The 16,334-nt window shown below is 67.6% G+C and carries 17 protein-coding genes; 5 read left to right on the top strand and 12 right to left on the bottom strand.

The window, feature by feature from the left end:
- Positions 1 to 9 precede the first annotated feature (9 nt).
- Both ACW173_RS25555 and ACW173_RS25550 read right to left on the bottom strand, forming a co-directional pair.
- The gene (locus ACW173_RS25555; protein ID WP_492086208.1) at positions 10 to 339 is read right to left on the bottom strand and encodes a hypothetical protein; all 330 of its coding nucleotides are present in this window, start codon (positions 337 to 339) and stop codon (positions 10 to 12) included.
- Complete coding sequence (locus tag ACW173_RS25550) at positions 290 to 907, bottom strand: LuxR C-terminal-related transcriptional regulator (RefSeq protein WP_492086207.1); 618 nt, start codon at positions 905 to 907, stop codon at positions 290 to 292. The genes ACW173_RS25555 and ACW173_RS25550 overlap by 50 nt, the downstream gene beginning before the upstream one ends.
- Before the next feature lie 335 nt (positions 908 to 1,242).
- Here ACW173_RS25550 and ACW173_RS25545 point away from each other — a divergent pair, with 335 nt between their 5' ends.
- Together ACW173_RS25545 and ACW173_RS25540 are read left to right on the top strand one after the other, a co-directional pair.
- Positions 1,243 to 2,298 carry a type IV toxin-antitoxin system AbiEi family antitoxin gene (locus ACW173_RS25545; protein ID WP_492086206.1) on the top strand — a complete coding sequence of 352 codons (1,056 nt, stop codon included), beginning with the start codon at positions 1,243 to 1,245 and terminating at the stop codon, positions 2,296 to 2,298.
- The gene (locus ACW173_RS25540; RefSeq protein WP_492086205.1) at positions 2,283 to 3,152 is read left to right on the top strand and encodes a hypothetical protein; all 870 of its coding nucleotides are present in this window, start codon (positions 2,283 to 2,285) and stop codon (positions 3,150 to 3,152) included. Before ACW173_RS25545 ends, ACW173_RS25540 begins: the two co-directional genes overlap by 16 nt.
- Positions 3,153 to 3,240: 88 nt before the next feature.
- Here ACW173_RS25540 and ACW173_RS25535 read toward each other — a convergent pair whose 3' ends face one another.
- Genes ACW173_RS25535 through ACW173_RS25525 form a run of 3 tightly spaced genes read right to left on the bottom strand, consistent with a single transcriptional unit; the run spans position 3,241 to position 7,372 of the window.
- The gene (locus ACW173_RS25535; protein WP_492086204.1) at positions 3,241 to 3,987 is read right to left on the bottom strand and encodes a hypothetical protein; all 747 of its coding nucleotides are present in this window, start codon (positions 3,985 to 3,987) and stop codon (positions 3,241 to 3,243) included.
- Between the two features lie 3 nt (positions 3,988 to 3,990).
- Positions 3,991 to 6,858 (bottom strand): Eco57I restriction-modification methylase domain-containing protein, encoded by a 2,868-nt coding sequence (locus tag ACW173_RS25530; protein ID WP_492086203.1) that lies wholly within the window; start codon positions 6,856 to 6,858, stop codon positions 3,991 to 3,993.
- 37 nt (positions 6,859 to 6,895) lie between these two features.
- Positions 6,896 to 7,372, bottom strand: a complete 477-nt coding sequence (locus ACW173_RS25525) for a hypothetical protein (protein ID WP_492086202.1) — start codon at positions 7,370 to 7,372, stop codon at positions 6,896 to 6,898.
- A gap of 291 nt (positions 7,373 to 7,663) precedes the next feature.
- Between ACW173_RS25525 and ACW173_RS25520 the strand changes: the two genes are divergently transcribed.
- Complete coding sequence (locus tag ACW173_RS25520; protein WP_492086201.1) at positions 7,664 to 8,269, top strand: hypothetical protein; 606 nt, start codon at positions 7,664 to 7,666, stop codon at positions 8,267 to 8,269.
- A gap of 33 nt (positions 8,270 to 8,302) precedes the next feature.
- Here the strand turns inward: ACW173_RS25520 and ACW173_RS25515 are convergent, their stop codons facing one another.
- Positions 8,303 to 8,755 carry a hypothetical protein gene (locus ACW173_RS25515; RefSeq protein WP_492086200.1) on the bottom strand — a complete coding sequence of 151 codons (453 nt, stop codon included), beginning with the start codon at positions 8,753 to 8,755 and terminating at the stop codon, positions 8,303 to 8,305.
- On the opposite strand from ACW173_RS25515, the gene ACW173_RS25510 reads away from it, so the two are divergent.
- Positions 8,745 to 8,918 (top strand): hypothetical protein, encoded by a 174-nt coding sequence (locus ACW173_RS25510; RefSeq protein ID WP_492086199.1) that lies wholly within the window; start codon positions 8,745 to 8,747, stop codon positions 8,916 to 8,918. The genes ACW173_RS25515 and ACW173_RS25510 overlap by 11 nt on opposite strands.
- A gap of 2 nt (positions 8,919 to 8,920) precedes the next feature.
- On the opposite strand, the gene ACW173_RS25505 is transcribed toward ACW173_RS25510, so the two are convergent.
- The 5 genes from ACW173_RS25505 to ACW173_RS25485 form a co-directional block, all read right to left on the bottom strand.
- Positions 8,921 to 9,325: a hypothetical protein gene (locus tag ACW173_RS25505; RefSeq protein WP_492086198.1), complete on the bottom strand. Its 405-nt coding sequence runs from the start codon at positions 9,323 to 9,325 to the stop codon at positions 8,921 to 8,923.
- A gap of 105 nt (positions 9,326 to 9,430) precedes the next feature.
- Positions 9,431 to 10,192 (bottom strand): hypothetical protein, encoded by a 762-nt coding sequence (locus tag ACW173_RS25500; protein WP_492086197.1) that lies wholly within the window; start codon positions 10,190 to 10,192, stop codon positions 9,431 to 9,433.
- Positions 10,189 to 10,368 (bottom strand): hypothetical protein, encoded by a 180-nt coding sequence (locus ACW173_RS25495; RefSeq protein WP_492086196.1) that lies wholly within the window; start codon positions 10,366 to 10,368, stop codon positions 10,189 to 10,191. The genes ACW173_RS25500 and ACW173_RS25495 overlap by 4 nt, the downstream gene beginning before the upstream one ends.
- Before the next feature lie 95 nt (positions 10,369 to 10,463).
- Positions 10,464 to 10,766, bottom strand: a complete 303-nt coding sequence (locus tag ACW173_RS25490) for a DUF1275 family protein (protein WP_492086195.1) — start codon at positions 10,764 to 10,766, stop codon at positions 10,464 to 10,466.
- Positions 10,712 to 11,155 (bottom strand): YoaK family protein, encoded by a 444-nt coding sequence (locus tag ACW173_RS25485; RefSeq protein ID WP_492086194.1) that lies wholly within the window; start codon positions 11,153 to 11,155, stop codon positions 10,712 to 10,714. The genes ACW173_RS25490 and ACW173_RS25485 overlap by 55 nt, the downstream gene beginning before the upstream one ends.
- Positions 11,156 to 11,382: 227 nt before the next feature.
- Here ACW173_RS25485 and ACW173_RS25480 point away from each other — a divergent pair, with 227 nt between their 5' ends.
- Positions 11,383 to 13,881 (top strand): PAS domain S-box protein, encoded by a 2,499-nt coding sequence (locus ACW173_RS25480; RefSeq protein ID WP_492086193.1) that lies wholly within the window; start codon positions 11,383 to 11,385, stop codon positions 13,879 to 13,881.
- 122 nt (positions 13,882 to 14,003) lie between these two features.
- Here the strand turns inward: ACW173_RS25480 and ACW173_RS25475 are convergent, their stop codons facing one another.
- Positions 14,004 to 15,917, bottom strand: coding sequence for a hypothetical protein (locus tag ACW173_RS25475; RefSeq protein WP_492086192.1), 1,914 nt, complete (start codon positions 15,915 to 15,917; stop codon positions 14,004 to 14,006).
- Between the last annotated feature and the right edge of the window lie 417 nt (positions 15,918 to 16,334).

Below are 16,334 nucleotides of genomic sequence, written 5' to 3'. Positions count from 1 at the left end.
GCGATCGGCTCAGGCGGCCGCCTCGAGCGCGCCCTGCGGCGCGACGCCCTCCGGCTTGTGCAGGACGCCGGCGGCGAGCGTTTCGAAGCCGTACTCCTCGCGCAGGTCGGCCAGGCCCGCATGGGTGTCGAGCACGCTGCGGCGCGCGCGCTCCAATGCGGCCAGGGCCTCGGCGGCGCCGCCGATCACGCGTTGGCCGGCGATGGCCGGGAGCCGGTTGGCGATGCGCGCCTCGCACAGGGAGGTGATGAGCTTGGCCGTCTCGCCGAGCGTGCGATCGAGCGCGTCCTCAGCCGAAAACAGCTGCTTGGCGACGCGCGCCGTGGTCAAATTCTGCATTGAACCTACTCTGGTTGGGGCCTGCCCGGCCCGACGGGGGGTTGCCGTGGTCGCCCAGCATCCGATCGATCGAACGATTTAGGATGTAGCCCACGGCGGCGGCGCCGAGGGTGACGAGTCCCAAGATCATCGCGGCGATCGCAATGGCGACCAGTCTCCGGGCCGGGGACCGCAGACCCCGTCGCACCAGGCGGTCGGCCTTGGGCCGAAGCCGCTCGGATTGAGCTCCACCCATCCCGTCGTCGAGGGCCTGTGGGGCCTCGGGCGAGTTGGGGAGGGGGTCGTGATCACCGTCCCGAATGACAGCGCCAGTTGGTCGCGAGCCGCCGGCGCCAGCCACTGGCGATGATCCAAAGTCGAGATCATCCCGATCCCCCCGCGCCGCGGTGATATAGGCGATCACCGCCTCCTTGCGGCTGGCCACACCCAGCTTGCGGATGATCGTCTGCATGAAGGTGTCGACCGAAGCCGGCCGGATGCCGAGCAGGGGTCCGATCTGCTTTGAGGTCAGGTGCTGCGCGGCCAGGTCGAGCATTTGGCGCTCCCGGTCGGTGAGGCGCTCAATCATGCGATTTTCCGCCGGGGATAAGCCGAAACGCTACAACCATAGGTCCTATTGACCCTAGGCTGCACAGAGGGTCAAGGGTCGCGGAAAGCGCGTGTCCTGACAATTTGCCTTGGCGTGGCGACCAGGCGGTCAAACCTCACTAGGTTTAAGACCTCGAAGCTTTGCACCGGGGTTCGATCGACGCCCCCATGGCGGATGCGCGCGCCGCGTCGCGCTGCTGAATTTCAGTGGAATAGGCCGTTTCATCGTTTGCTGAAAACGCCATAGGCGGTGAAACTGTTGACAAGTTTCAGTATATGGCGCACTTTCAACGCATGTTGAAATACCCCGATCCAATGAAAACGGAGCAGGAGACGGTCGCCGCCCTGGCGGAGCTGATCGAACACGTCCCGATCGCCCGTCTCCAGAACGTGGCGCGCGAAGCCGCCATCGAAGACCGCGGCGTCGACGCGGTCTTCGATGTCGACGTCGCCGACCGTCACTACCGTCTGGTTTGCGAAGTGAAGAACGACGGCCATCCGCGCACCGCCCGCCTGGCGATCGACCAGCTGAAGCACTGGTCCCTGACCCGTCCCCGGGCCGAACTGGTGTTCATGGCGCCCTACATCTCCGAGCAGGCCCGCCAACTGTGCGTGGACGCCGGCGTCCACTACCTGGATCTCTACGGCAACTACCGGCTGGCGCTGGACAATCTTTTCATCGAGCGGTCGGTCGCCGACAAGCCGGCGGTGGAGCGCAGGGATCTGAAGTCCCTGTTCAAGCCCAAGTCCGCGCGCGTCCTGCGCTGGTTGCTCAAGGCGCCGGACCGCCCGGCGCGCCTGAAGGAAATCGCCGAGGGCGCGCGGGTCAGCCTGGGTCAGGTCCACAACGTCAAGGAAGGTCTGCTGGATCGCGAATGGGCCAGCACCACGGCCGACGGCCTGGTCCTGACCGATGCGGACGGGCTTCTCGACGCCTGGCGGGAGGCCTACGAGGCGCCCGGCCAATCGCGTCGCTACTACACGATCCATCACGGCGACGCGCTGCTGGCCAAGCTCAAGGCCCTGATGGCCCGCGACGGCGAAACGCCCAGGCTGGCCATGGCCTCCTACTCGGCGGCCAACTGGCTGGCGCCATACGGCCGCAGCGAGACCACCTACCTCTACGCCTGGCCCGACATCCTGTCGGAGCTGGAGGCGGCGCTTTCGCTCACCCAGACCGCCAAGGGGGCCAATGTGCTGGTCACCGTCCTGGACGACGAGGGCGTCCTGCTCGACGCGGTCAGGCCGGCCCCGCAGATCGTGACGACCTCGCCGGTCCAGACCTATCTCGACCTCAACGACAGCGGCGATCGCGGCCGCGAAGCCGCGGAGTTCCTCCGCCACCAGGAGCTCCAATGGCCAAGACCGTGATTGAAGACCATCCCCCCGCCTATGCCTACGACGACCGCACGATCAAGGCGGTCAAGTCCGTGCTGCTGGAAATTGGCCAGATCCTGGGCAGCTACCGCAACAAGTTCGTGGTCGTCGGCGGCGCTGTGCCCTGGTTGCTGCTCGACAACCCCCAGATGCGCCATATCGGCTCGCTCGACGTCGACCTGAGCCTGGATCCCATCGCCCTGGGCGACGGCGAATATGCCCAGCTCGTCGATGAACTCAGGAAGCACGGCTACGCGCACAACGAGGACCCGACGAAGAAATTCCAGATGATCCGCACGATCGAGGCCAATGACGAGGGCCCGCCGATCCAGATCGTCGTCGACTTCCTGATGCCGCGCGACGCCAAGTACGAAAAGAACGTTCCTCCGCTCGTGGAGGGGTTCGCCGTTCAGCGCGCGGACGGCGCCCGCTTGGCGATGGCGTTCAGCCAGGGCCTTCCCCTCGAGGGCGAAATGCCCAGGGGCGGCAAGAACCGCATCGAGATGAAGGTCGCTTCGATCCCGGCCCTGCTGGCGATGAAGGGCTTCGCCCTGAAGGGACGCCTGAAGGACAAGGACTCCTACGACATCTACTATTGCGTCAGGAACTATCCCGGCGGCGTCGAGGCCTTGGTCGCCGACTGCGCGCCGCTTCTCGAAGACCCCGAAGCGCTGACCGCCTACAAGATCATCGCCGAGAAGTTCCTCGAGCGCGATTATCATGGGCCCAAGAGCGTCGCGCGCTTCGCCGCCGAGGGGAAGATCCTGGACGATCGCGACGAGGACCAGTGGCAGACGGACGCCTTCGGACAGGTTAACGCCTGGCTTCGCGGTCTCGGGCTCGCCTGAGTGTCCCCGGCATCTCCGCGCCGCAGTCATGGCGAAGGCTGAACTCGCTGGCGGCCGCACGATCGGCCGTCGCGCGCCCGGCCGATGGTCACGGGCTGTGATGTTGCGCCACGACTTGCGCGGCCATGTCGATCCACAGGTGGCTGATCTGGATGGCGGCCAGGGCGCCGGCGCGGCCGTGGGTCGATTCCAACCGCATCAGAAACGGTTCGGGGCGGGCGACGCTGCGCAGGGTTTCGCTGTCGGTCCAGTCCAGGCCGGCGTCCGCGACGAGACCCGCCACCCAGTCGCCCATGCGTTCGACCCATTGATCGAGGGTGTCGGATTGCACGTAGGCGATCATCAGCGCCTCGTCGTGGGCGCCGCCGTGATGTCCCGCCTTGAAGCGCTGGATCCCGCCGGTCGTCGACATCGCGCTGTGCAGGTACTCGCGGGCGTCCCGGCGCGGGTCGGGCGGGACGGGGAGGCGCTTGCACTCGATCGGCAGCAGGCTGTCGTAGTGGGAGTGGGCGCGCCCCTCGATCCAGATCGTCGCCCCGCTGGGGGCGGGGACAAGATCGATCTTGCGGCCCCTATGCTGTTCGTCGGGCTCCTCGACGCGGAACTGCAGGATGTCCCAGCCCGGCGATAGTCGCGTTGCGCTGTTGAGGTGGGCGCACAGCTGTGAGGTCAGGATGGTCTCGGCGGTCTCGGGCCGCCGCTGCGGATGGTCCCGCCATTTGGGCAGTTCCTGGGCGATGAAGCCGATCAGATTGCGCCTGAATCCCGCGGGGCGCTGGACGTCCGGGGCGAAGGCGCCCGCGCCGATCGAGACCGGAGGACTGTCGGCCAGCACGCGTCAGAACCCCTGCAGGCGTAGATCGGCAAGCATCTCGTCGGCGTCCCGCAGGGCGACGGATCGCAGCCAGAACCTCAGGCGGTTGGGCTTCAGCATGAAGGTGAACCGGCCATCGTAGAGGCGGGCGACGCGGGTCACCGACAGGCTCTGGCCCCTCTGGGCGCGCAACAGCCCATCGACCTGGCCCGCCAGGGCGTCCGACCCCGACCAGTCGACGTCACCGGCGCCGAAGACGAACGGCTGGCAGACCACGCCCGGCCAATGGAAGGCGGGCAGCGCCTTGAACGGCTGGTCGGGATAGACCGTCTGGATTTGGCGGACGAAGACCTCGGCGAAGTCCCCCAGCCCGTCGTCGGCCGGCCGTCTCATCGCCGGGGCGTCGCTGCCCCGGCGCACAAAGTCGCGCATATACTTCACGATGTCCGCGCACAGCAGGGCTTCGTTGTCGCTCAGCTCGAGGTCTTCGCCTTCTGGGTACGGGATGGCCAGGACGTCGGCGCTGGCGATCGAGGTCGCGCGCCGATTGAACAGGCGGCCGCTGACGCCGGCGGCGTACGCGCGCAAGGCGACGTCGTTGCGGTCGATCCAGTGCTCGACCCCACGGAGCTTTTGCAGGTCGCGAACCGGAGCGGCGAAACCGACGATCTCGTCCTTGAAGGTCAGATAGCCCTGCTCGCGGACGCCGCGGAAGAGGTCCTGGTGTTCCTTGATCAGCAGCAGGGGGGCGGTGAAGCGGCGCGCCGATTTCGGGTCCTTGATCTTCTGGGCCGGAACCGTGGTGACGGCGGCCTCGTCCAGACCGTCGGCCGACAGCGCCCTGGTCGGCAGCAAGGGTTTGCCGATCAGGTGATCCGCCGGCCGGTCGATGCCCTTCTGGCCCGCGATGAAGCCTTCGCCATAGTCCCAGCCTTCGGCCTCGGCATAGTCGCCCAGCGTCCGCAAGCCGCGCAGGCGTTGCACGAAGCTCAGAACCCGGGGGCCGCCCAGGAGGTTGGCGCGCCAGACGTCGGCGCTCTCGCCGATCGCGCCGCGCGGCAGCCAGTGCATGTCATAGTAGTCGATTTCGAAGCCCTGCTCGGCCTCCGCTCGACCGTTGCGGCGAAAGACGGCGTGGAGAAGCGTTCGGTCGGGCTCGGGCGCGGCGCTTTCGGCCACGGCGATGACGATCTTGGGGTCGGCCTCGCCTTTCTTGAACAGGCCCCGGACGGACACGAAGTCGAGGACCTCGCGCACGTTCCAGCTTGCGAAATAACGGGCGCGGAAAGGCCCCGCGAGCTGGTTGTAGAGGAAGCCCGACGGCTGGATCATGCTGATCAGCCCGCCAGGCGCCAGCATCGCCGTGGCCTCATGCAGGAACAGATAGGCCAGCTGCTTGTCGGCGAGGTCGCCATGTTCGGCCTGGTAGGCCTCGTAGCTGCGCTGGGCCGCCGTCGTGGTCATCGCCGACTCGAACGGCGGATTGCCGAGGATCACCCCGACGGGCGCGCCAACCAAGCCCTCTTCCTTGGCCTGGAAGAAGCACCTGTGATGCAGGGAGACGCCGCCCAGGCGTGGAAACAGCTTCACGCTAGAGCGGATTTCCGCCGGTTCGAGCGCGTCGCAGAGCGCCAGGCACAGACTGAACGCGGCCAGTTCCACCGCGCCCTTCTCAAGGTCGACGCCATGAACCCGGCCCAGCAGAGCGCGCAGCTGGTCCACGCCTGGCCGCTCCCAATCGTTTCGGCTGCGCCAGTAAAGGACGAGGCGCTTGTAGGCCTCCACCAGGAAGACCCCCGAACCGCAGGCCGGGTCGAGGATCACCTGGTCGGTGGCCAGGAGGCGCTCTATGCGCTCCCAGCTGAGCGCCTCGTCCAGCATGAGCCGGACCAGCATGGGCGGGGTGTAGACCGAGCTGTCGGCGTCCGTGACGAAGAGCTGGTAGATATGGCTGATCAGCTCGACCGGCAGGTCGCGGAACGAGTAGAGCCGCCAGAAGCTGAGCTGTCCGCCGGGGGCCTCGTGGCCCTCGACGAGGCGGGCGAAACGCTCAAGGTCGCCGCTGCCGCGCAGGGCGGTCTCTTCGGCCGCCGTGAGCGAGAAGATGTTGCCGTTGAAGCGCGCCTCCAGCTCCTTCAGCATCGCGATCAGGGCCGGCGCCTGGCGCAGCACCTCGAAGAAACGCGTCGCCTGGGGCTGGAAGTCGCCGAAGAACGCCGGACGCAGGACGTCGCGTTCCTCGAGATAGGCGATGAGCAGGGACAGGATCAGCAGACGCCGACGCAGCTCGACCGGCAGGATCGACTGGGCGATCAGCTCGGCGTTCAGCGCCCGCACCGCGTCCACAAGCTTGCGATGGGCGGCCTTCTGGGCCGACAGCATCAGGTGACAGATCGCCGGATCGTCCCAGAGCGTGCCGTTGCGCAACTGGGCCGCGTCCCACCAGGCTTCGGCCCGGGCGATGCGGCCCGCCAGGTCGAGCGTTCGAAAGGGCTTGCAGACCATACGGCCGTCGGCCGCCATGAAGTCGGGATCGTGCGCGCAGCGGAACAGCTGCACCGCGCCGCCGACCTTGCGGTAGACGAGCGGCACGCCGCCCCAGCTCCACAGGCGTTTGTGAAGCTCGGCGAAGGCGTCGTCGCCTCCGGGCTCGGAAATGAAGATGAAGGCTTGCGCCACCGGCGCGCGTCCGTTGCGTCCCGCCTCGAAGAACACCGCGGCCGCCCCATACTGGGCGGCGCGTTCGACGGCGGCGACTTCCTCGGGCGTTCGACCCGTGGCCTTGAACCCGGCCACCGGCGTCAAGCCGTCGATGGCCGGCAGATGGTCGATCGCCAGGTCGAACAGCCAGTGTCCGCTCGGCGTCTCGGTGGAAAAGAGGTCGGCCGTCATGTCCCGGCGTCCCAGGGCCTTGGGGATGGCGCGATGATCATCGCCCACCTCGGACCGGCACCGGCGGAAACTGCAGGCTCGGCTGCACCGCTTCGGGTTCCACATCGACCAGACGGGCGCGCAACCGCTCGACCAGCGGCCGGCATGGCGCCGACAGGATGAGGCCTTCGCCAAGATCGCGGCGCGGATCGCTGGCTTGAAGGAGTTTGACGCCCGTGGCGTCGAAGACCGCGACGCAGGTCTCGAGCATCATCCACGAACAACCGTGGCACGCTTGAACCAGCGAATCGAACGAAGATGCCAAGGCGTTGGGGCGAACGCCGTATTGCGCCACCAGGTCCGAGATCAGCGCCAGGGCGACGACGTCGCCCGGCGTGAAGCTCGGCGCATGGCCCTTGTGCCGCGCCAGGGCGGGGATGTGTTCGCGCCACCGACGCAGGGTCTCGAACTGTATCTCGAGAAGACTTCGGACTTGGCCCTGGGTGAACAGCATGTGCACCGGTACGCGCGACACCTAGCCAGGTCAACCTGTTGTTTTGGACAGGTTGAGTCGGAGTCATGGCCATTCTCTCCGGTAGGACGCTTTCACCAAGGTCGGGATGGGCTGCGACGATCGCGGACGCAGAGGGCGGCCACCGCGATGGGGCGGCCGGAATCGACACTGGCGACGCGTAGACCCGGCGGCGCGATAGCTCCTCTGGTGGCGGCCGGCCTTCGAAAGCGACGTACCGCCGACGGCACGACCATCTCGTCGTCCACGCGGAATCGTAGGAGCCTCGTGTGATCGCGAGGGGAGGGGACTTCGATGCCGGACCATCACCTGAGTGTCGGCCAGGCTTTGGCGCGGGCGATGGCGCGCGCCGAGGAGCTGCGGCGGTCCTCCGATCGCAAGCCGCGGATCCGCCTGATGACCCAATGGGGCGACTATGCCGACGGCGTCACCATCGTCGCCCGCGTCGCGGCCAAGACCAACGCCGAACTGGAGGCCCAGACCGACCTTGGCGTCCGTCACGTGCCCTTCGCTGACCTCGACGCTCGCGCCGGCGAGCTCACCGATCTGGTCGAGGCGGCCGCCGCCGAGGTTGTCGCCGCGGTCGCCGCGGCCCCGCCGCCGGGGCCGCGACCCAGCTCGGCGGACGATTTCGATGCGGACGCCTATGAGCCCGTCGAGCAGACGGCGCTGAAGGGCATGTTCGGGGTCGCCCACGAGATCATCCGCAACGCGCCCGCGGCCTTGTCGACAGGATCGACGGCCGAAGCCTGCGTGTCGGCCGCCTTGCGGGTGGCCGTGCTGGCGGCGATCGCCGCCAGGATCGACCAGCCGGATCTGCCGGACATGCTGAAGATGACCATCAGCGACCTTCGCAAGGACCAAGGAACGATCCGGCCGCCCGGCGCACAGGCCCACTGAATGAGCGATTTCGATCGGTCGGCGGAAACGGCTTTAGGCATCCTCAGGGACATCGAGCGCACCGAGCGGGAGCTTCTGGAGGTCGTGGCCCGCTATGTGGGGCCGGGCCGGCCGATGTACGCCACCCACGTCTTCCTGATGGGCGTCGGGCGACGCACGCTGGCCCAGAGCCGGGCTCTCCGCCAACTGATCGAGGACAAGAACCACCTTGTGGTCATCGCGCTGATCCGCCTGCAGCTGGACACGGCGTTTCGGTTGCACGCCGTCTTCTGGGTCGACGATCCCGAGGCCTTCGCCAAACAGGTCTTCGAAGGAGGCCAGATCAACCGGATCAGGGCGGCCGACGGCCAGCCGATGACCGACAAATACCTCAAGGAAAAACTGCTGGCCGACTATCCGTGGATGCAGGAGGTGTACGAGAGCACCAGCGGCGCGGTGCATTTTTTCGGCTCGCCATATCTCGGCGGCCTTCTCGGTGAAGGACACCGAGGAGGGAACCATCAGCCTGGCGCTCGGCCCCATCGATCCCAAGCACACGCTGGAGGACTACCGCGAACTCCTGGCCGTCACCCGCCACATCAACGCGATCATCAACGACGCCCTGGAGACCGCGTTCGACCGCCTCGGCGGCGCATCGCCGGCCGGCTAGGCTCAAGGCTCGCTGGGCGCGGCGGCCTCCGCCTCGCCCAGCGAGCGGATGAACTCGCTCTGCTGTTGGGCCGAGGCCTGGTCGAAAACAACGCCGGCTTCGAACGCCTCGCGCCCGCCCTTCGGAATTCGCATCCACACGATCCAATCGGCGAGCCGGCGTGCGGGAATCGGGGCGGCGAGCAGCGCCAGGGCGAACCGCGTGGCGGTCATGCCGCTGGACGGCAGGATCCACAGCGACATCAGGTTGACGATCAGCCCGGTCAGGACGAGCGATCCGATGACGATCAGCGGCCGCAGCCCCGCCATCCACATCAGGTCCCCGACCTCGGTCAGCCAGAGCCGCGCATAGGCGAGGCCGCCGAAGACCAGGAGGACGCAAACCAGAACGACCATCAAGTCAAACATGGGCGCGCTCCCCGGCCGGGTCGGGCGCGCCGCCGTCGGGCGACGGCGCCGCCTCGTCGGGCAGTTCTAGGATTTCGCTGACGACGTCATCGGGAATCGTCACGATCAGCACGTTGCGGATCTGGCTGGCCTCCAGCACCAGCACGCCGGCCAGGGGCCGACGGCGAGAGGTCGAAAGCCGCACGTCGGCGAGGTCTTCGGCGTCGTCACCGGCGACCGGATCGCTCGAGGGTCGATGGACCGGGACGCGGTAGGTGTAGGTCTCCACCCGTTCAGGGTCAGCCCCTTCAGCTCGCCGTCGACGTTCTGGCGGGCCTCGACAATGACCCCGCGATACCCGAGTCCCGTTCCGTCGCTCTGAGGGACGGTCAGGACATAGGCGACCGGCTGAAGCCCGTGGCGGATCGGCAGGATGATCTTCTGGAACAGCCAGCCCTGGTTGCCCAGATCGACACCGCCCACGACCAGGACAAAGCCCCGGCTCATGACGATGGCGACCGCCAGCCCGGCCTCGGCGCCCACCGTGGCGAGAAAGCCCACGATTTCTCCAAGGCCCGCCTTGCCGCCTTCGGCGAGACGCACGGCCGCCTCGTAGGGGTTGGTCGCCAGGCCCCAGACCTTGGTCAGGCCCGGCCACCGGCCTTGCAGCTCGCGGGCGACGTTGACGCCCAGGTCGAACAACGCCCAACCCAGGAGATGGGCCAGCATCGAGACGCCCAGCACCACCACCAGGCCCAGGGTCGAGGTGACCGGCAGGTCGATACGGCGCGCGCCATACCGGCCCGATTGCAGGTGGACGGCCATCAGGGCCACCAGGCCCGGGAGGATGAGTGTCAGGCCGCCAAGAAGGGCGAGCGTGAAGTTCACGCCGCTTCGGGCTTGGCTTTTACGTAGGTCAGTCGCCCGTCTTCACGGGTCAGGACGGCGTTGGGACCGGCCGCGAGCTTCTCGCGCGCAAGACGGTCGAGCTCTTCGTAGCCCCCCGCCTTGCGGGCGGCGGCGGCGACGCGGATCTGGTCCTTGGTGCTGGTCAGTACGGCCATGTCGACTCCTGGACCTGAATATAGGCGCAAACGGTTTGCGAATAAACACCAGCGCCCGGTGTCGGGTTCGTCGAGATGAACCACGCCGCGCGGACTTACGCCTTGGTCGACGTCCCGTCTCCCGGGGTGATCAAAGCCGCCGCCAGGGCGAGCACCGCCGCCGCGCCGGCCGCCAGCCACAGGCTGGCCAAGCCAAGGCGCGGAAACGACAGCGCGCCGGCGACGCCGCCCGCCACCAGCCCTGCCCAGAGCAGGAGAAAGGGCGTCCAGCCCCATCGGTCGCCGCCGGTGAGCGCGACCGCCAGCCGCTGACCGACCTTGACCAGGGCGCCGGTCATGTAGGTCAGACCGATCCGCACCTCACCGTTTTCCTCGAAGACGGTGTTCTCCGCGCCCATGGCCAGGCCCATCGCCACGATCGCGGCCCTCGATCTCCGGCCATATGCAGCCCCGCGGCCATGGCCAGCAACAGGGCCACCAGTCCCAAGACCACGGGACGCCGGCGCATGCCGGCGGCCTGGCCGGTCAGGGAACCCAGGATCACGCCCAGCACGAATGTCCCTATCAGAGAGGCCGCCACCAGCGCGCTCGCCGAGGCCTGGGCGGCGCCGACGCCAAGACGCGTGGAGTTGCCGCTCATGAACGAGACGAAGAAGCCGCCCAGCTGCAGAAACCCCAGAGCGTCGACATAGCCGGCCAGCGCGGCCAGGCAGGCCGCCAGGATCCTTTCGCGGCGATCGAAACGGGTCATGACGAAGGTGTAGCGACCGTGGACCCAGGTTGCCAATGTCGGAAGGATCGCAAGCCGACCATGGGCGGCGCGTATCGCACGTGACAGTCGCGGCGGCGTCGTGGAGGAACCGGTTGCGCTTCGCGGGCGCGTCGCGCCTCCGGGCTTGTTGACGACCACGCGCAGCGTGACAGGATCGCGGTTCACATGGCAATCATGACGATCGTCGTCCCCGAGATGTCGAGCCCCTTCGGCCCAAGGGCCAGGCCCAGCACGAGAGACGAATGGCCGATCAAGACTCTATTGCTCAAGCCGCGCTGACGGTGATGGACGCCATGCTCGACGCCGTGGTGGCGATCGATCCGCACGGCGTCATCCTGGCCTGGAACGCGGCCGCGACCCGGATCTTCGGATGGACCCGCGACGAGGCGGTCGGGCGGGCCATGGGCGATCTCATCGTCCCCCCGCAGCACCGCGACGCCCACCACGCCGGCATGGGTCGCTACCAGGAAACCGGCAAGGCCCAGGTTCTCAATCGCCGCATCGAGATTTCCGCCCTCGACAGGAGGGGCCGCGAATTTCCGATCGAACTGTCGATCATCGCCACACCCGGCGGCCCCGCCGCCTTCATTGGCTTTCTGCGCGACATCAGCGATCGACGGCGCGCCCAGGAACGTCTGGTGCTCAGCGAGGAATCCTTGCGCCTGACCACCCAGGCCGCCGAAATCGGCACCTGGGACCTCGACCTGGTCACCGATACCCTGACCTGGTCAGACCGGACCAAGGCGATGTTCGGCGTTTCGCCCGACGCGGTCTGCACGCTGGACGACTTCTACAACGGCCTGCACCCGGAGGACCGGGCGGCGACGAGCAAGGCTTTCGCCGAAGCGCTCGATCCGAATCTGAGAGCGGTCTACGACGTCCAGTACCGCACCGTCGGCAAGGAAGACGGCGTCGTCCGCTGGGTCGCGGCCAAGGGCAAGGGCCTGTTCGACGCCGAAGGCCGCTGCGTACGCGCCGTCGGTACGGCCATCGACATCACCGCCAGCAAACTGGCCGACGCACGCCACGCGTTCATGCTCGAGCTGAGCGACCTGCTGCGCGGCGCCGAAACCGAGGTCGCGCTGCAAGCCGCCAGCGCGCTGATGGGCCGCTATTTCGGCGTGTCGCGGGTCGGTTATGGCCTGCTCGACCCGATCGAGGACGTCTTCGACTATTCGATCTGCTGGACCGACGGCAGCGTTCCGCCCCTGCTCGGTCGCTTTCCGGCCCAGGCCTTCGGCCGCAAGATCGTCGCCAAGCTGAGCGCCGGCGAGACCGTGGTCGTCGACGATCTCTTTAGCGATACGATCAGCGACGAAGTCGAGACCCTGGACACCGCGTCCAGCGTCGACACGCGCGCCATCCTGGTCGTGCCGTTCCTGAGGGCTGGCCGCCTGCGGACCATCGTCTACCTCAATGACCGGCCGGTCCGGCGCTGGAGCGCTGAAGAGATCGGCTTCATGCAGGAGGTCGCCGAACGCACGCGGCAGGTGATCGAACGCGGCGAGGCCGAGGCCGCGCTCCTGGCGATGAACGCCACGCTGGAGGCGCGGGTCGAGGCCCGCACGCGCGAGCTGCGATCGACCGAGGAGGCGCTGCGCCAATCCCAGAAGATGGAGGCGATCGGCCAGCTCACCGGCGGCATCGCCCACGACTTCAACAACCTGTTGCAGGGCATCACCGGCAGCCTGGACCTCATGCAGCGCCGCTTGCGGGAGGGGCGCATCGCCGACCTGGACCGCTATCTCGTCGGCGCCATGGCTTCGGCCAGTCGCGCCGCGGCCCTGACCCACCGGCTGTTGGCGTTCTCGCGGCGCCAGCCGCTCGACCCGCGTTCGGTGCAGGTCAACCCGCTGATCGCCTCGATGGAAGAGCTTCTGCGTCGAACGCTGGGCGAAACGATCGACCTGGTTTTGTCGCTTCCGGAGGATGTCTGGCCCACGCGGTGTGATCCCAACCAGCTTGAGAACGCCGTGCTCAACCTGGCGATCAACGCGCGCGATGCAATGCCCGACGGCGGTAAGCTCACGATCACAAGCTGCAACGTTGACGTCGATGCGGCGATGTCGGCGGTTAAGCCCGACCTTCGGCCAGGTCCGTATGTCTGCATCAGCGTCAGCGATACAGGCGTGGGCATGGACGCCGAGACGATGGCCCGGGCCTTCGAGCCCTTCTTCACGACCAAGCCAACCGGACAGGGGACGGGCCTGGGCCTGTCGATGATCTACGGTTTCGCGCGGCAATCCCAAGGCTTCGCCAAGATCGAGAGCGAGCCGGGGCAGGGCGCCACCTTTAAGCTTTATCTGCCTCGAGCGGATGGACAACCCGAGGATCAAGAACCCGCTGTCGCCCTGGTGCAGGTGAAGGGCGCACATGACGAGACCGTGCTCGTGGTCGAGGACGAGCCGGTTGTTCGCGCGCTGATCGTCGAGGTCCTAAACGAACTGGGCTACCGCGCCCTGGAGGCGGCCGACGGACCCACCGGCCTGGAGATCCTGCAGTCGAACCAGCCCATCGACCTGCTGATCACGGACATCGGATTGCCGGGCCTGAACGGTCGCCAGATCGCCGACGCCGCGCGCCTGCAGAGGCCGGGACTGAAAACCCTGTTCATGACCGGCTACGCCGAGACCGCGGCGGTGGCGTCGGGTTTCCTGGACCCCGGGATGGCGATGATCACAAAGCCCTTCGCGATGGACGCCTTGGCGGCGCGAATCCGAGAATTGATCGAAGGCCCCTGATCCAGACGCTGGATCCGCTTCGCGTGGCGCAAGCCTAAAGGTTAACGGGCGGGGGCCGCACCTCGGGCATCCTGGTCAGCACCGTCAGGACGACGACCGCGATCATCAGCGGCGGCCGATTTCTACGGGCCACGTCGACGTCGTGGTCGCGGCCGCACAAGGTCCAGGCACCATTTCAGGCTGGCGGGATCGACACACACCTCGCGAGGTCGGCGGCCATTGAGTCGCGGGTCGGGGTTGCTGATGAACGCCTTGGCCCAATCCTCCCCATGCTCGGCGCAGGCGGCGTCCCACAGCTCAGCCAGAGCCTCCTGGGCCATCAATCGCTGAGCCTCCTGCCGCTTCTGCTCGGACACCCTACGCACCAGGGCATCCAGCGCCGCCTGCAACAGGGCCGGACTGGACCGAACCGCTTCCAGGCGCGTCATGACATTGGCCGGCGGCGCCAGGCCCGCCATCCAAGCCTCGGCCGCGTCCCCGCGAGCCGCCAACGCCGCCTCTCGGAACCTCGCCTCGCGCGCGTCGGCGGCGGCCAAAGCCTGCGCCTCAGCCGCCAACCGGCGACGCTCGGCAGCGTCCTTTCGAGCCTGCTCGGCCCGCTCCAGCGCCGGACGTAGCGGCAGGTCCAGCACATCGACCTCGGCGTCATAACTCCAGAAGGCGTCGCCGATCCGTGACAACCCCGCCTTGAGCTCGGTCCACGCCTGGCCGCCGCTTGCCGCCACCGACAGGGGCGAGGGTCTGGCCCCTAGGGACCGGCCAAGCCAAGCGTCGCGTTCGAAGCCCTCGCCTTCGGGGCCGGCGCGCGTCAGCAGCTCGTCCAGAACCACCCGCAGATCATCCGTCCGGGCCTGGCGTTCGCGCGTTTCGCGAACCTGCCGGGCGATCTGCTGGCGAACCTTGATCGGTGCTCGCCAGAGGCCGTCGTCGGTCTCGACCAGACCGGCCTTCTGCAGGCATCGGACATAGGCGCCGATCAACCCGGTCGGCGTGGCGAAGTCCGGAGCCAACGCACGGGCGGCACCGATCAGTTCGGCGTCGCGGGAGACTCCGAACAAGGACGGCAGAAAGCCCTGGCGATCGAGGTGGTCGCGCAGCGCCGCGATCGACAGGCCCGCGCGCCCGAACCAAGGCTGCTGGTCGATCACCAGCGCCTTGAGAACGATGGCCTGCCAGGCCTTGGGCGAGACGTTCAGCGCCTTCTGGCCCGCGGCGACCAGAACGCCGATATGGGCCGAGAGACCGCAAGCCTCGATCTGAGCGATCGCACTGCGCACGGCGGGGCGATTAGTCCCGTCCTTGGGAGAGGGGAGGGCGGCCCAGTGGCGCACAAGGGTCTTCGCCTGGCGCAAGACCTTCTGCCGGGCGACCTCCGCACGGTCGGCTAGAACCTGGGCCACCTCGGCCTCGACCGCATCCTGAGCGGGATTGAACAGCCATTTGCGCGGGGCGCTGACCAGCACCGCCTCGGCCACCGTCTCAAGATCTGCGCGACGCGCCAGCTTCGACAGGTCGATCTCGATGGCCGAGGTCTCCAGGCCGCGGATCCTTGCGACCTTTTCGGCGTCCGAAGCATGGGTGACCAGGATCTCGACGATCAGGTCGCGCGCTCCTCGGCGCAGGACGACATCGGCGACAACCCCAGGGAAGGCCACCTCCGCCGCCGCGGACTCGAACGCCTGGTGTTTGGCGCCGTGACTCTGGCGCCGCACGCCCTCGCGGTCTGCGACGATGGCCGGCAAGGTCAGGCCCAGGGCATCGACGAGGATCTGCTTGGCAAGCTTGTGGAGCGCGGTCTCCAGGGCGTGAACGCAAACGCGGTCGCGCGCATGGGCGAAATGATCGGCTCGTCGCCCCGGCCCCTCACGAAATTTTCGGGCGATCAGAGGCTCCGCGCACGCCGGACAGACGCACCCGCAGGCGCGCCCGCTGACCACGTCGCGGATCGAGACGATGCGTCCCTCGGCCGTCTGGCCAAAAGCCAGTCGCACCGTACCCTGCCGCCACCGGCTGTGATCTCCGCCCCACCGCGCCATGGCCGGACTCTGCGCTGCGTCGGGCCGCTACGCCAGGCGCCGGTCCTGCGCATGCGACCCATTCTGTCGCAGCCACGAGGCGACACGCTAGCCAAGTGCAGCTTCCCATTCGACTATGCGGGGGCTGACAGAGGAGGGCCAATTGAAGGCGATCGAGACAATCTGGAAAGGCTATCGGTTCCGCTCTCGCACCGAGGCGCGTTGGGCCGTCTTCCTCGAAACACTAGGTGGGTTCACCTCAAGGTTTGTGCGCTAAAAGGCGCTTAGAAGTACGAACCAAGAACATTGGTGCGGAAGTCGGCGTTCGCGCGTGTCGGCGCGTGGCTGGTCGTCTGCGCGCTCGCTAGCCGGAAAGCAGACCTTTCAGTCTCTCGCCTGGAGGGTTAGGCGTCATCATGAGGTGCGCGCTCCGCTCGC

Source organism: Caulobacter sp. ALps2 (assembly GCF_058681635.1).
Note: the sequence above shows the minus strand (reverse complement) of the source record. Positions and strands in the feature narration are given on the sequence as shown.

Excerpts from the sequence above, each read along its gene's own strand:
- ACW173_RS25555 (WP_492086208.1), bottom strand. The coding sequence starts at position 339 with ATGCAGAATTTGACCACGGCGCGCGTCGCCAAGCAGCTGTTTTCGGCT.
- ACW173_RS25550 (WP_492086207.1), bottom strand. The coding sequence starts at position 907 with ATGATTGAGCGCCTCACCGACCGGGAGCGCCAAATGCTCGACCTGGCC.
- ACW173_RS25530 (WP_492086203.1), bottom strand. The coding sequence starts at position 6,858 with ATGACGGCCGACCTCTTTTCCACCGAGACGCCGAGCGGACACTGGCTG.
- ACW173_RS25475 (WP_492086192.1), bottom strand. The coding sequence starts at position 15,917 with ATGGCGCGGTGGGGCGGAGATCACAGCCGGTGGCGGCAGGGTACGGTG.
- ACW173_RS25490 (WP_492086195.1), bottom strand. The coding sequence starts at position 10,766 with ATGGGCGCGGAGAACACCGTCTTCGAGGAAAACGGTGAGGTGCGGATC.
- ACW173_RS25540 (WP_492086205.1), top strand. The coding sequence starts at position 2,283 with ATGGCCAAGACCGTGATTGAAGACCATCCCCCCGCCTATGCCTACGAC.
- ACW173_RS25505 (WP_492086198.1), bottom strand. The coding sequence starts at position 9,325 with ATGTTTGACTTGATGGTCGTTCTGGTTTGCGTCCTCCTGGTCTTCGGC.
- ACW173_RS25520 (WP_492086201.1), top strand. The coding sequence starts at position 7,664 with ATGCCGGACCATCACCTGAGTGTCGGCCAGGCTTTGGCGCGGGCGATG.
- ACW173_RS25495 (WP_492086196.1), bottom strand. The coding sequence starts at position 10,368 with ATGGCCGTACTGACCAGCACCAAGGACCAGATCCGCGTCGCCGCCGCC.
- ACW173_RS25480 (WP_492086193.1), top strand. The coding sequence starts at position 11,383 with ATGGCCGATCAAGACTCTATTGCTCAAGCCGCGCTGACGGTGATGGAC.
- ACW173_RS25545 (WP_492086206.1), top strand. The coding sequence starts at position 1,243 with ATGAAAACGGAGCAGGAGACGGTCGCCGCCCTGGCGGAGCTGATCGAA.